Source organism: Azorhizobium oxalatiphilum, assembly GCF_014635325.1.
Classification (GTDB): Bacteria; Pseudomonadota; Alphaproteobacteria; order Rhizobiales; family Xanthobacteraceae; genus Azorhizobium; species Azorhizobium oxalatiphilum.
Genome location: NZ_BMCT01000001.1, coordinates 116,580 through 130,356 on the forward strand (window position 1 = coordinate 116,580; position 13,777 = coordinate 130,356).

The 13,777-nt window shown below is 67.4% G+C and carries 14 protein-coding genes; 4 read left to right on the top strand and 10 right to left on the bottom strand.

Annotated elements, in window-relative coordinates; all coding sequences use genetic code 11:
- Window position 1: 1 nt before the first annotated feature.
- A complete protein-coding gene (locus IEW24_RS00605; RefSeq protein WP_188574422.1) occupies window positions 2-358 on the bottom strand; it encodes a hypothetical protein in 357 nt (118 codons plus the stop codon).
- A 55-nt stretch (window positions 359-413) separates the two neighbouring features.
- Between IEW24_RS00605 and IEW24_RS00610 the strand changes: the two genes are divergently transcribed.
- Window positions 414-1,430: an RluA family pseudouridine synthase gene (locus IEW24_RS00610; RefSeq protein WP_373870021.1), complete on the top strand. Its 1,017-nt coding sequence runs from the start codon at window positions 414-416 to the stop codon at window positions 1,428-1,430.
- A 115-nt stretch (window positions 1,431-1,545) separates the two neighbouring features.
- Entirely contained in the window at window positions 1,546-2,448 is a 903-nt protein-coding gene (gene rpoH / locus IEW24_RS00615; protein ID WP_188574425.1) for an RNA polymerase sigma factor RpoH, read from the top strand.
- 79 nt (window positions 2,449-2,527) lie between these two features.
- Here the strand turns inward: rpoH and IEW24_RS00620 are convergent, their stop codons facing one another.
- Complete coding sequence (locus tag IEW24_RS00620) at window positions 2,528-3,055, bottom strand: arsenate reductase ArsC (protein WP_188574428.1); 528 nt, start codon at window positions 3,053-3,055, stop codon at window positions 2,528-2,530.
- A gap of 335 nt (window positions 3,056-3,390) precedes the next feature.
- Between IEW24_RS00620 and IEW24_RS00625 the strand changes: the two genes are divergently transcribed.
- Window positions 3,391-4,752: an extensin-like domain-containing protein gene (locus IEW24_RS00625; RefSeq protein ID WP_244644065.1), complete on the top strand. Its 1,362-nt coding sequence runs from the start codon at window positions 3,391-3,393 to the stop codon at window positions 4,750-4,752.
- 4 nt (window positions 4,753-4,756) lie between these two features.
- Here the strand turns inward: IEW24_RS00625 and IEW24_RS00630 are convergent, their stop codons facing one another.
- From IEW24_RS00630 to IEW24_RS00640, 3 genes are all read right to left on the bottom strand, one after another.
- Window positions 4,757-5,107 carry a type II toxin-antitoxin system PemK/MazF family toxin gene (locus tag IEW24_RS00630; RefSeq protein WP_188574430.1) on the bottom strand — a complete coding sequence of 117 codons (351 nt, stop codon included), beginning with the start codon at window positions 5,105-5,107 and terminating at the stop codon, window positions 4,757-4,759.
- Entirely contained in the window at window positions 5,104-5,346 is a 243-nt protein-coding gene (locus IEW24_RS00635) for an antitoxin MazE family protein (RefSeq protein ID WP_188574431.1), read from the bottom strand. Before IEW24_RS00635 ends, IEW24_RS00630 begins: the two co-directional genes overlap by 4 nt.
- Window positions 5,347-5,472: 126 nt before the next feature.
- A complete protein-coding gene (locus IEW24_RS00640) occupies window positions 5,473-7,134 on the bottom strand; it encodes an L-lactate permease (protein ID WP_188574432.1) in 1,662 nt (553 codons plus the stop codon).
- 450 nt (window positions 7,135-7,584) lie between these two features.
- On the opposite strand from IEW24_RS00640, the gene IEW24_RS00645 reads away from it, so the two are divergent.
- The gene (locus IEW24_RS00645) at window positions 7,585-8,469 is read left to right on the top strand and encodes an EamA family transporter (RefSeq protein ID WP_188574435.1); all 885 of its coding nucleotides are present in this window, start codon (window positions 7,585-7,587) and stop codon (window positions 8,467-8,469) included.
- Between the two features lie 310 nt (window positions 8,470-8,779).
- On the opposite strand, the gene gcvPB is transcribed toward IEW24_RS00645, so the two are convergent.
- From gcvPB to gcvT, 5 genes are read right to left on the bottom strand one after another with little or no spacing between them, the layout of a single operon-like run.
- On the bottom strand, window positions 8,780-10,342 hold the full coding sequence (gene gcvPB, locus IEW24_RS00650) for an aminomethyl-transferring glycine dehydrogenase subunit GcvPB (RefSeq protein WP_188574437.1): 1,563 nt from the start codon (window positions 10,340-10,342) through the stop codon (window positions 8,780-8,782).
- Window positions 10,339-11,682, bottom strand: a complete 1,344-nt coding sequence (gene gcvPA, locus IEW24_RS00655; RefSeq protein ID WP_188574439.1) for an aminomethyl-transferring glycine dehydrogenase subunit GcvPA — start codon at window positions 11,680-11,682, stop codon at window positions 10,339-10,341. The genes gcvPB and gcvPA overlap by 4 nt, the downstream gene beginning before the upstream one ends.
- Before the next feature lie 31 nt (window positions 11,683-11,713).
- Window positions 11,714-12,187, bottom strand: coding sequence for an OsmC family protein (locus tag IEW24_RS00660; RefSeq protein ID WP_188574441.1), 474 nt, complete (start codon window positions 12,185-12,187; stop codon window positions 11,714-11,716).
- Between the two features lie 16 nt (window positions 12,188-12,203).
- Entirely contained in the window at window positions 12,204-12,575 is a 372-nt protein-coding gene (gene gcvH / locus IEW24_RS00665) for a glycine cleavage system protein GcvH (RefSeq protein WP_188574444.1), read from the bottom strand.
- A gap of 3 nt (window positions 12,576-12,578) precedes the next feature.
- Window positions 12,579-13,739: a glycine cleavage system aminomethyltransferase GcvT gene (gcvT, locus tag IEW24_RS00670; protein ID WP_188574445.1), complete on the bottom strand. Its 1,161-nt coding sequence runs from the start codon at window positions 13,737-13,739 to the stop codon at window positions 12,579-12,581.
- Window positions 13,740-13,777 lie beyond the last annotated feature (38 nt).

Genomic DNA, 13,777 nt, shown 5'->3' on the forward strand with positions numbered 1-13,777 from the left:
CTCAGGGCTGGACGGCGAAGCCCAGACGACCGAGAGGCGCCAGCGTGTTAAGGTCGTAGGTGCGGATCTCGGGCACGCCGCCAACGTCCAGCGTCACCACCAGCAGCCGGTCGGCAACGGCGGTGGAGACGATGCGGGCGCCCTTGGGCAGGGTGGCGGTGATATCACCGACCTTGGCGGGGGCCTTGCTCCGCATCATGCGAAAGCCGATGACACCGAGAATGCTCGCCACGCCGAGCGCCATGATCAGGCCCGAGATCATGGAGAAGCGGCGCATCTTCTGCACCACGCGGGCCTGATCGGGCGAGAGCTTGTCCAGTTCTTCCGGCGAGACGGGATCGGACGGACGCGGGATCATGGCACAGCCTTTGGGGAACGAAACTTTGGACGATGACGATATCCTCGACCTCGCGATCGGGGACACGGACGACGGCGATGCCGGCAGCGAAACCCATGTGCTCACCGCCGGGGCGGAAGACGCCGGCCTGCGGGCCGACCGCTTCCTCGCCACCCACCTGACCGGCCTCAGCCGCACGCGCCTGCAGAAGCTGGTGGCGGATGGCCGGGTGAGCGTCGGCGGCCGAGTGGTAGGAGACGCGGCCGAGCGGGTCAATGCCGGGGACGCCTGGACCGTCCGCGTGCCCGCCCCCGAGCCGGCCGAGCCGCTGCCGGAGAAGATGGACCTCGTCATCGTCTATGAGGACGAGCACCTGATCGTGGTCGACAAGCCGGCCGGCATGGTGGTCCACCCCGCGCCCGGCCACTGGTCCGGCACGCTGGTGAACGGGCTGCTGGCCCATTGCGGCGACAGCCTGTCCGGCATCGGCGGGGTGAAGCGGCCCGGCATCGTCCACCGCATCGACAAGGACACCTCCGGTCTGCTGGTGGTGGCCAAGAGCGATGCCGCCCATAAGGGCCTCGCCGCCCAGTTCGCCGACCATGGCCGTACCGGCCCGCTGGAGCGGGCGTACCTCGCCTTCGTCTGGGGCGTGCCGGAGCATCGCGGTACCGTTGATGCGCCCATCGACCGCCATCCCGGCAACCGGCAGCGGATGGCCATCCGCCAGAGCGGCCGCGAGGCCATCACCCATTGGGAGCGGCTGGAGAGCTTTGACGGCGCGGACGGCCAGCCGGTGGCGAGCCTCATCGAATGCCAGCTGGAAACCGGGCGCACCCACCAGATCCGCGTGCATCTGGCTCATGCCGGCCATCCGCTGATGGGGGATGAGGTCTACGGGCAGGGCTTCCGCACCAAGGCGACCCGGCTGCCGGAAGAGGCCCGGCCGGTGCTGGCGGGGATGCTGGGACGGCAGGCTTTGCATGCCGCGCGGCTCGGTTTCGCCCATCCGGTGACGGGCGAGGAACTCTCCTTCGAGAGCGAATTGCCGGGCGATCTGGACACGCTGCGCCGTTCTCTCTCGGGAGCGTGAGGGGATCCCCCCTGTCGGAACGGCGTTATCGCCTCTATATTCCATTGTTGCGGTCGGCGTAATGCGGCCGCGCATGTGGTCGCTTGGGCGGAGGACCACGAGAAAGGAGGCCTACATGGCCGGTTCCAGGCAGGCGCCGATCCCCTCAGCCGAGGGTGGTCTCGGGCGTTATCTCGAGGAAATCCGGCGGTTCCCCATGCTGGAACCGCAGCAGGAATACATGCTCGCAAAGAGCTGGCGGGAGCATGGGGATCGCGACGCGGCCCATCAACTCGTCACCAGCCATTTGCGGCTCGTCGCCAAGATCGCCATGGGCTACCGCGGCTACGGTCTGCCCATCTCCGAGGTGATCTCGGAGGGCAATGTGGGCCTCATGCAGGCGGTGAAAAGGTTCGAGCCCGAGAAGGGGTTCCGCCTGGCCACCTACGCCATGTGGTGGATCCGCGCCTCGATTCAAGAATACATCCTGCGCTCTTGGTCGCTCGTGAAGATGGGCACCACGGCGGCGCAGAAGAAGCTGTTCTTCAACCTGCGCAAGGCCAAGAGCCAGATCTCCGCGCTGGAGGACGGCGACCTGCGCCCCGATCAGGTGAAGCAGATCGCCACCAAGCTGGGCGTGACCGAGCAGGACGTGGTGGACATGAACCGCCGCCTCTCGGGCGATGCCTCGCTGAACGCGCCTCTGCGCGATGACGGCGACAGCGGCGAATGGCAGGACTGGCTGAAGGACGACAGCGACAGCCAGGAAAGCCGGATGGCCGAGAGCGAGGAACTGGACAACCGCCGCACGGCGCTGTCCGGGGCACTCTCGGTGCTGAACCCGCGCGAGCGGCGCATCTTCGAGGCCCGCCGCCTGTCGGAAGACCCGATCACGCTGGAGGAACTGGCCTCCGAGTTCGGCGTCTCCCGCGAGCGCGTGCGCCAGATCGAGGTGCGGGCGTTCGAGAAGGTGCAGAAGGCGGTGGTCGACCGGGTGCAGGAGATCGAGCGCGCGGACCGCGAGCCCGCGCACGCCTGAGGCATCATCGCCGAAGCTTGAGATTGCTGGATTAAGGAGATGGCGGGCCGAGGCCCGCCATCTTCGTTTTCAGGCCGTGTCAGGCCGCCGGGGCTTCGGCCTTCGGCGCTTCGGTGATCTGGCCGATGGCCGCGAGCTGGGTCTTCAGGGCAAGGCCGTCGAGGCTGCGGATCGGCAGGGATGCGAAGGCCTGGATGCGGTTCTTGAGATAGCGCTGCGCCTTCACGAAGGCGGTGCGGCGCTCAAGGTCGGTGCCTTCCACCAGCGCGGGATCCTCGATGCCCCAGTGGGCCGTCGAGGCATGGCCGGCCCATACCGGGCAGGCCTCGCCCGCCACGTCGTCGCAGACCGTGAAGATGAAATCCATCTCCGGCGCGCCGGGCTTGGTGAACTCGGACCAGCTCTTGGAATGCAGGCCCTCGACGGGGAAGTCGGAGTTCACCAGCACCTCAAGGGCGACGGGATTGACCGCGCCCTTGGGCCGGCTGCCGGCCGAGAAGGCGCGGAAGCGCCCGGCACCGAGCTTGTTCAGCATGGCCTCGGCCATGATCGAACGGGCGGAATTGCCCGTGCAGAGAAAAAGAACGTTGTAAATATGATCGGTCATCGCCCACCTCTTTCGGACGGCGCCCCACGCCCGCGTCCGCTCTATCCCGCGCGCACGCTAGTCCGCGCGCGTGACAGTTGATTGGCGGTTCGGGCCGGCCCCGGATGCGCCGGGCGATTGGTCGCGGATTCCGGTGGGGGCGCTCAGCCTCGCCCCCGTTAACCCCGCATTAACCACAGGGGCGCTTTCCCGGCCGCAACGGGCCGTTTTCCCTTTTCTGGTGCGGGGAAACCTCCATTTGCATCAGGGTCTTAACGGGCTCGCAACGACGTTTGCCGCACTCTTGCGGCATGACGCGCGGCGTTTCCTGGTCCTTCTTAGCCCCGCTTGTCTGCGTGGGGCTCCTTCTCGCTGGCTGCAACTTCGGGTTCCAGCAGCGTGAGCCCTGGCGCGCCGAGGCGGAGGAGAAATGCATCGCCGAGGGCGGTGTGAAGCGCTCCGTCTATATCGAGCCCATGAGCCCCATCGAGGGCGCCGGCACCTGCGGCATGACGCGTCCCTTCAAGGTGACGGCGCTGGGCGAGGGCTCGGTGGAGATCAAGCCCAGGGCCACGCTCGCCTGCCCCATGATCCGCGAAGTGGATGCCTGGATCGCCGAAGTGGTGCAGCCCGCCGCCATGGCCTGGATGGGCGCGCCCGTGGTCGCCATCAAGCAGATGTCCTCCTATTCCTGCCGCGGCATGAACGGGCAGGCCGGGGCCAAGATTTCCGAGCACGCCTTCGGCAATGCGCTGGACGTGGGCGGCTTCCGCTTCGCCAATGGCGTGGACATTTCGGTGCAGAACGGCTGGAAGGGCCCGACGGAGGCGCGCGGCTTCCTGCTTCAGGTGCAGGCGGGCGCGTGCGAGCGCTTCACCACCGTGCTGGCGCCTGGGTCCAACGTCTTTCACTACAACCACATCCATGTGGACCTGATGCGGCGCAAGACCCAGCGCCTGATCTGCAAGCCCAAGCCCGCGCCCATGCCCGCGCCGCCCCCGGCGCTCAGCGTCTCGGCCCCGGCTGGCGGCTTCCAGCCGCAGGGTGGGCTCGGCCGTGGGCCGGTGGCCCCGGTGCCGCAGCAGGGTTACGGCCAGCCCCAGCAGGGCGAGATGCAGGAGGCCCCGCAGACGGAGGAACCCGCCGAGATGGATGCGGGCGAACCGCAGGACATCTCGCCGAACGGCGTGCCGCAGGCGCAGCAGCCGCAGCAGGTTCCCCCGCAGAACAATTACGGCCGCCAGCCGGCCTATGGCACGCCGCAGGTTTCCGCCCCGCCGCAACAGGGCTATCCGCAGCAGGGTTACAACCAGCAGGGCTACGGACAGGGGCAGGGTTACGGGCAGGGCTCGGGCCAGCAAGGGTATGGTCAGCAGCAGGGCTATCAGCAGCCCCAGCCGCAATACCGGCCGCAGGGCCAGCCGCAACAGGGCTATGGCCAGCAGGGTTATGGCGCGGGGGATGCGCACCAGCCGGTGCTGCTGCCGCCGGGCGCGTTGCCCTCGCAGCCGCGCTATCCGGGGCCCATGTCTTCCACCACGCCGTCCTACGTCCCGCCGTCGTCTGGCACGCGCTCCTATGCGGAGCCGACCACCACGGGGAGCGTGACGAAGGGGCCGTTCACCGAAGGCGGCATCGCCCAGCGCCGCTACTACACCATCCCCATTCCGCAGCCCTCGCCCTTCCCCCTGCCGGAAGCCATACCGGGCGACGACTGAGGGATCAGGCTGGGTCTTTGGCTTGCGAGGAAGCAGTCAAGCCGAAGAAGACAAGCATCGCCTGGTTAAGCTGGTCGATGTCTTCGTCCTCCAGCCTCCCGATTCTGATACCGAGCTTCGATCTGGGGACGGTGCTGATCTTGTCCACCATCAGCCGGCAGGCCGTGCGCAAGCCGTTGCGGGCGCTGGGCTCGACCAGCGGTCGCAGCAAAGGGGCTTCGATAGCCGTGGAGGTGAAGATGCAGACGGTGATCGAATTGATCGAGAAGCTGTCATCCTGCACGATCACTGCCGGACGGGGCTTGCCCGCATAATCCGTCCCGCCTGCGACCGTCCAGATATTGCCGCGCTTCACTCCTCGCTCCAGTCCGTCACCGCGTCGATGAAGGCCTGATCCTCGGCGTCATGGGGGCTCTCCGCCACCAGACGTGACTGGCGTGCAGCCTCTGCCTTGAAGGCTGGCGAGTTCACGTCGGGCACCCAGATCGTGACCGGGCGCAGCCCTTGGGCGCGCATCGCAGCGTTCCGTGCACGCGTCTTCTCACGCGACGACTTGCCAGCGAGCGATGGCTTGGGCTCGGGGCTGGACGTCATGCAACCCTCCGGTGCGAAAATGCCTCTCAACCTATCATATGGGCGCGGGTCCGGCGACTTTCAGCCACCACGCACCAAGGGCCGGCGCGGTGCGCCGGCCCTTTCCGTTTGCGACAACCCGAAGGGTCAGTGGATGACCATGGCCGAGAAGGGCCAGACATAGGCCTGCAGCATCACCAGCACGCCCACCAGACAGGCGAGCACGATGGAGTGCCAGAACACGAAGCGCAGGATCGTGCCCTCGTGGCCGAACCAGTTGGTGGCGGTAGAGGCCACCACGATGGACTGCGCGTCGATCATCTTGCCCATGACGCCGCCGGATGAATTGGCCGCGCCCATGAGGATGGGGGAGAGGCCCAACTGCTCGGCGGTGATCTTCTGCAAGCCGCCGAACAGCACGTTGGAGGCCGTGTCCGATCCCGTCAGCGCCACGCCGAGCCACCCCAGCAAGGTGCCGAAGAAGGGATAGAGGAAGCCGGCATTGGCGAACGCCAGACCCAGCGTCGCGTCCACGCCCGAGTAGCGGGTGAGGGTGCCGATGGCGAGCATGGCGGCGATGGTCAGCAGCGACCAGCGCACCACCCACAGCGTCTCGAAATAGGCCTTGATGAGCCGGATGGGCGAGAACTTCATCACGATGGCCGCCAGCACGGCGGCGATCAGGATGCCCGTGCCCGTATAGGACAGGTAGGTGAAGGCGAAGACCGCACCCTCGGGGATGGGTTTCGCCACCACCGGGGGCACCTTGATGATGAGATTGTGCAGGCCCTCAACCGGAATGGCGATGGTGGTGTAGGGGTTCACCCAGGCCTTGAACCAGCCGGTGCCCCAGATGCCGACCACCACCGAGAGGATGACCCACGGCACCCACGACCAGATCACCTCTTCCTTCGTCGCCTTGCGCTTGGACACGGGGCGCGGGGGCATGGTGTCGGCGCTGTTGTCCTTCACGCGCAGCTTGGCGGAGAGCCACAGCTCCTTCGGCTGCCACACCTGAAGAAAGGCGACGAGGCAGATCATGGAGATGATGGAGGCGCCGATATCGACGATCCACGGATTGATGAAGTTCGAGATCAGATACTGCGGCACGGCGAAGGAGACGCCGGTGACGAGAATGGCTGGCCACACCTGCATCATGCCGCGCCAGCCGGCGAACACCCAGATCAGCCAGAACGGCACGATCAGCGAGAAGAAGGGCAGCTGCCGGCCCACCATGGCGCCGAGCAGATAGGGATCGAGCCCGGTGACGCTGGCCAGCCCCTGGATGGGCGTGCCGAGCGCGCCATAGGCCACGGGGGCCGTATTGGCGATGAGCGAGAGGCCGGAAGCCGCCAGCGGCGAGAAGCCGAGGCCGATCAACAAGGCGCCCGTGACCGCCACCGGCGTGCCGAAACCGGACGCGCCCTCGAAGAAGGCGCCGAACGCAAACGCGATCAACAGCAGCTGGATGCGCCGGTCGGCGCTGATGCCGCCGATGGATTGCTGGAGCGTGTCGAACCAGCCTTTCTCGACCGTCAGCCGATAGAGGAAGATGACGTTGAGGATGATCCAGCCGATGGGGAACAGGCCGGTGACGACGCCGAGCCCGGTGGCGCGTAGCGCAAGGCCGGTGGGCATGCCGAAGGCGATGATGACGACGGCCAGCGCCACGATCAGCGCGATCACCGCCGCCCAATGGGCCTTCACCTTGTTGGTGGCGATGAGGAAGAGCAGCGTGACGACGGGAATGGCTGCCACGAGCGTGGACAGCAGCATGCTGCCGAACGGGTCATAGACCTGGTTCCACATAGGCGTCTCCTCGAAAGACGATTGCCTGCGTTGCTTCGCTTTTTCTTGTGGGGCGCCCCCCGGACCCATTTCGTCTGACGACGGTCCGCACACGTCCCGCGCGCATTCCGGGCGCAGCCGTCGCACGCTGTCAACAAGACCTTGGACGTAGGGGAAGGCAAAATGCCGTAGGACCAAGAAATCGCGACTGAAACGCGTTTGGCCGCATGTTGCCGGGAGGCATCAGCTTACGGCGTTATTGGCCTCTTGCTGAAAACGACTCAATGCAAGGTGGCGTTGCGGCAACAATCGCTGTAGGGCTGGATCATCAAGGGTCGCCCGCGTCGCCAAGCGACGGCCCGCGCGGAAAGCGCATCCCATGGGCCGCTCCCCCTGCGGTCTCCGCCCTGAAGTTTCGGGAGTTCGCGCGAGAAATCCGGCGCAGCGAATTCCCTGTTCGGATTGTGTGTCATGGCTCCCCGCCACATCGCCCTGGCCGTGCTGACGGCGGCCATCTGGGGCTTCAATTTCGTTGCCATCCGCGTCGGCCTCGACACCTTCCCGCCGCTGCTGCTGACCACCCTGCGCTTCATCCTCGCCGCGCTGCCGGCGCTGGTCATCCGCCCGCCCAAGCTGCCGCTACGGCAGCTGCTGCTGATCTCGGCCACCCTGTTTCTCGGCCAGTTCGTCTTCGTCTTCCTCGGCATCGACAACGGCATGCCGCCGGGTCTCTCCTCGCTGGTGATCCAGGCGCAGTCCTTCTTCACCATCCTGCTGGCGGCGCTGATGCTGGGCGAGAAGCCCTCCGTGCGGCAGCTCTCCGGCGTGGCGGTGGCCTTCTGCGGCCTCGGGCTGATCGCGCTCTCGGTGGGCGTGGACGTGACCTATCTCGGCCTTGGCCTCACCCTGATCGCGGCGCTCAGCTTCGGCCTCGGCAACGTGCTGATGCGCGGCGCCGGCAAGGTGGACATGCTGCCCATGGTGGTGTGGATGAGCGTCATCCTGCCCATCCCCTCCTTCCTGCTCTCGCTGATGTTCGAGGGCTGGCCGGTGATCGTCGCCTCCATGGCGAAGGCGGACCTCCTGGCCTATGGCGCGGTGTTCTATCTGGCGGTGCCCACCACGCTGATCGGTTTCGGCATCTGGGGTCTGCTCTTGAAGACCTATCCGGCGGGCACGGTGGCGCCCTTCGCTTTGCTGGTGCCGCTGTTCGGCATGCTCTCGGCGGCGCTTGTGCTGGGCGAGCGCTTTCCGCCGGTGCGCTTCGCCGGCATGGCGCTGATCGTCGGCGGCCTCTTGATCCTCGCCGCCCCCTTGCAGCGCCTGCGCAACCGCAGGCGCGCGCGGGTGGGGTGAGGGCTCTTCTGCCAAACAGCACCTGTTCAGCTTAGGCGCCGTCCCATCCAATTTCCCCCTCTCCCGCTTGCGGGGGAGGGCAGGGAGGGGGCGCCGTGCGCAGCACGGCGGACGCGGGGGACCGGGCGCGGCGTTTGGTGAGGTCGCGCCTTTGCCCCCTCCCCAACCCTCCCCCGCAGGTGGGAGAGGGGGCAGGTTACGCGGGTGGGGCAAGGTGCTCCCGAAAGCCCATCGCTCAACAGCGCAAACAAAAAGGCCCGGTCTGGCATCCCAGACCGGGCCTTCTTCATCCTGTTGAGCGCTGCTCAGTTCACTCGGCGGCTTCAGCCAGCGGCGGACGGGTCCAGCGCAGCACCGGGGCGCGGGCGGCGCGGGTCTCGTCGAGACGGCGGCGCGGGGCATAGTGCGGAGCGCCGAGGAAGCGCTCCTTCTCGCCCGCCTTCGCCGCGAAGGCGAGATCGCGCAGCGCGCCGATGAACAGGTCCAGGGAGGCCTTGGACTCGCTCTCGGTCGGCTCGATCAGCATGGCGCCGTGGACGACGAGCGGGAAATACACCGTCATCGGGTGATAGCCCTCGTCGATCAGCGCCTTGGCGATGTCGAGCGTGGAGAGGCCCGTGCCCTCCAGCCAGGCATCGTCGAACAGCGCCTCATGCATGGCCGGGCGCTCGCCATAGGGCACGCTCATCACGTCCTTCAGGCAGGCGCGGATGTAGTTGGCCGAGAGCACCGCATCTTCCGACGCCTGCTGCATGCCGTCCGCGCCGTGGGAGAGCATCCAGGAGAGCGCACGCACGAACATGCCCATCTGGCCGTGGAAGGCGCTCATGCGGCCAAGCGCCTGATCGGCACCTGCCTCGCCTTCCTCTTCCACGAGGCGCAGGGACTCGCCGTCCGTCACCACGGCAGGCACCGGGGCGAAGGGGGCGAGAGCTGCCGAGAGCACCACCGGGCCGGCGCCGGGGCCGCCGCCGCCGTGCGGGGTGGAGAAGGTCTTGTGCAGGTTGATGTGCATGGCGTCCACGCCCAGCTCACCCACCTTCACCTTGCCGAGGATGGCGTTGAAGTTGGCGCCGTCCGCATAGAAATACGCGCCCGCCGCGTGCACGGCGTCGGCGATCTCCACCACGTCGCGCTCGAACAGGCCGCAGGTGTTCGGGTTGGTGAGCATCAGCGCAGCAACCTGCGGGGAGAGCGCCGCCTTCACGGACTCCACATCCACCGTGCCGTCCGCGCGGGCCGGGATGGACTTCACCTGATAGCCGATGAGGGCAGCGGTGGCAGGGTTGGTGCCGTGGGCGCTCTCGGGCACCAGCACGATGTCACGCTTCTGGCCGTTGGCGATGTGCGCGGCCTTGATGGCCATCATGCCGCACAGCTCGCCATGGGCGCCCGCCTTGGGCGTGAAGGCGACCGCCTGCATGCCGGTGAGCGAGAGCAGCCAGCGCGACAGCTCCTTGATGACGCCGAGCGCGCCCTGCACGGTGGAGGCCGGCTGCAAGGGATGCACGTCGGCGAAGCCGGGCAGGCGGGCCATCTTCTCGTTGAGGCGCGGGTTGTGCTTCATGGTGCACGAGCCGAGCGGGAACAGGCCGCTGTCGATGCCGTAATTCTGGCGCGACAGGCGCACGTAATGGCGCATGGCCTCCGGCTCGGCGAGGCCGGGCAGGTCGAGGCTGAGCTTGCGCTCATGACCGCCGAGGCGGGAGGTGAAGTCGCCGGCATCCTCGATATCGACGCCGGTGACTTCCGTGCGGCCGATCTCGAACAGCAGGCCCTCTTCCAGCTCCAGCGCGTGGTTGCCGGTGAAGGTGGTGGGGGCAGGGGTGCCAGTGGTGATGGGGGTCGTCGCCCCGCGGCCTTCGCGGTTCATGCCAGCACCTCCTTCAGCGCGGCCACGTAGGCGGCGCGATCTTCATCCGTGTTGATCTCGGTGGCGGCGACGAGGATCAGGTCGTCGAGGCCGGCCTTGGCGGCAAGGCGCGCATACGGCACGCCGCCGAGAATGTCCTTGTCGGCGAGCTTCTCGATCACGTCCGCCGCCTTGCCGGGCACGCGGATGGTGAATTCGTTGAAGAAGCTCTTGTTGAGCACCTGCACGCCGGGAACCTTCGCCAGCGCATCGGCGAGCTTGCAGGCATTGGCGTGGTTGAGCCGGGCAAGCCGCGTCAGCCCCGTCTCGCCCAGCAGGGTGAGATGGATGGTGAAGGCGAGCGCGCACAGGCCCGAATTGGTGCAGATGTTGGAGGTCGCCTTCTCGCGGCGGATGTGCTGCTCGCGGGTGGAAAGCGTCAGCACGAAGCCGCGCTTGCCGTCCGCATCCACGGTCTCGCCGGCGAGGCGGCCGGGCATCTGGCGGATGAACTTGGTGCGGGTGGCGAAGAGCCCAACATAAGGCCCGCCGAAGGTGAGCGGGTTGCCGATGGACTGGCCCTCGCCCACCACGATGTCGGCGCCCTGCGCGCCCGCCGGCTCGATGAGGCCGAGCGACACCACTTCGGTGAACACCGCGATCAGCAGCGCGCCGGCCGCATGGGCCTTCTCGGCGATGGGCTTCAGATCGACGATATGGCCGAACACGTCGGGGCTCTGCACCACCACGCAGGAGGTCTCGGCGTCGATGGCGGACAGGATGTCCTCGCCGCCCTCGGGGGCGGGGGTGAGCGCGGTCACGGTGTCGTCAGCATAGCGCGACACGGTGGCGATGGTCTCGCGATAGTGCGGGTGCACGTTGCCCGCGACCACCGCCTTGCGGCGCTTGGTGACGCGGTGGGCCATCAGCACCGCCTCGGCGGCGGCGGTGGAGCCGTCATACATGGAGGCGTTGGCCACATCCATGCCGGTGAGCTGGGCCACCTGGGTCTGGAACTCGAACAGATATTGCAGCGTGCCCTGCGCGATTTCCGGCTGGTACGGCGTGTACGAGGTCAGGAATTCGGAGCGCTGGATCAGGTGATCCACGGTCGCCGGCACATGGTGGCGATAGGCGCCCGCACCCACGAAGAAGGGCACGGAGCCGGCCGGCACGTTCTGGCCGGCGAGGCGGCCGAGCGCGCGCTCAACAGCCAGTTCGCTCTTGTGGGCGGGCAGGTCCGGCAAGCCGGGGTTCAGTTTCGCGGCCGGGATGTCGGCGAAGAAGGCATCGACGGAGGTGGCGCCGATGCGCGCCAGCATCTCCGTGCGGTCCTCTTGTGTCAGGGGCAGATAGCGCATGCTTGTCTCGGGTTCTGTCGCGCTTGAAGCGCTAGATCACGGAAAATTCGGGAAGAACGAGGACGTCGCCACGCACCGAATTGGCGATGTAGCATTCCTCGTGGGCATGGTGATGCAGCGCCTCGACCTCCTCGGCCGTGGGCGCCTTTGAGCCGCTGAACACCACATTGGGCTTCAGCGTGATGGTGGCGAGATAGAGCTTGCCCTTGTCATTGGGCGCCATCTCGCCGGTGGCAGCGTCGGTGTAGCTGTCCACCGTGAAGCCGGCTCTGCGGGCGAAATCGAGGAAGAACAGCATGTGGCAACTCGACAGAGCCGCCACCACCGCTTCCTCGGGATCGAGCGCATCTTCCCGCGACAGCGGCACGCGCACGGAAGAGGGCGCCGAGGAGCCCGGCACTTCCAGCCCGTCGAAGATCAGCCGGTGGGCGCGGCTGTAGCGGCCGTCGGTGAAGACGGCCTCGCCCCGCTCCCAGCGGATCGTCGCTGTGTAGAGATGCGCCATATCGGTGATCCGACGCTCAGAGGCTTTCGAGATAGGCCTTGTAGTCGGCCTCGCTCATCAGGGCATTGAACTCGTCCTGGCTGGCGAGCTTCAGCTTCAGGAACCAGCCCTTGCCTTCCGCGTCTTCATTGACGGTGGCGGGGGTGGCTTCCAGCTCGCTGTTGACCTCGACCACCTCGCCGGAGACGGGGGCGTAGACCTCGGAGGCGGCCTTCACGCTCTCCACCACGGCGGCCTCGCCGCCCTGCTCGACGATCTTGCCGACGGCGGGAAGCTCCACGAACACCACGTCGCCGAGCTGCTCCTGCGCATAATGCGAGATGCCGACGGTGGCCACATCGCCTTCGAGGCGGACGTATTCGTGATCCTTGGAATAGCGGATGGTCATTGGTCAGGCCCCTTTGGTTGCGGTTTTGCGGACGTAGCGCTGCGGCACGAACGGTGTGGTGGCGATGGTGGCGGGAAGTGGCTTGCCGCGGACGATCACGTCGACCTTGGTGCCGGGAGCGGAGAGGGCGGTGGGCACGTAGCCGAGCGCCATGGGCGCGCCGAGCGTCGGGCCGAAGCCGCCGGAGGTGATGCGGCCGACGATGGTGCCGTCCTTGGTGGCGATCTCCGCGCCCTCGCGGGCCGGGGCGCGGCCCTCGAAGGTGAGGCCGACACGCACGCGGGCGGGGCCGTCCTTCAGCTCGCGCTGGATGCGCGCGGCGCCGGGGAAGCCGCCTTCCTCGCGGCGGCGCTTCTGGATCGACCACACCAGCGCGCCTTCCACCGGCGAGGTGGTGGTGTCGATGTCGTGGCCATAGAGGCAGAGGCCGGCTTCAAGGCGCAGCGAGTCACGGGCACCGAGGCCGATGGGCTTCACTTCCGGCTCGGCGAGCAGCTTGTTCCAGAGCGTCTCCGCATCGCCGTCGGCGACCGAGATCTCATAGCCGTCCTCGCCGGTATAGCCGGAGCGGGAGATGGAGATGGGGATGCCGTCATAGGTCGTGACCAGCACGGTCATGAAGGCCATGTCGGCGGCGCCCGGGGCGTGGCGGGCCATCACGTCCACCGCCTTCGGGCCCTGAAGAGCGATGAGGGCGCGATCCTCGTGGATCTCCAGCGTCACGCCGGCCGGCAGGCGGGCGGCGATGTGGGCATAGTCGTCCGTCTTGCAGGCGGCGTTGACCACCAGCAGCAGGACGCCGTCCTTCGTCGGATCGGAGGGGCGGGCGACCATGAGGTCGTCGAGAATGCCGCCATCCTCCGCGAGCAGCTGCGAATAGCGCTGCTGGCCGGGCTTGAGGTTCAGCATGTCGGCGGGGATGAGCGCCTCCAGTGCCTTCGCGGTGGTCGCGTGGTCCGGGCCGATGAGCGAGGCCTGCCCCATGTGGGAGACGTCGAACAGGCCGGCGCTCTCGCGGGTCCAGTTGTGCTCGGTCAGGATGCCGGTGGGATATTGCACCGGCATGTCGTAGCCCGCGAAAGGCACGAGTTTCGCCCCCAGGGCCGCATGAGCGGCGTGGAGCGGGGTCTTCAGAAGGGGGGTCGTATCGTCGGCATGCGACATGCATCGGTTCCGCGAACAAGGCGCCAAAATGTGCGGAT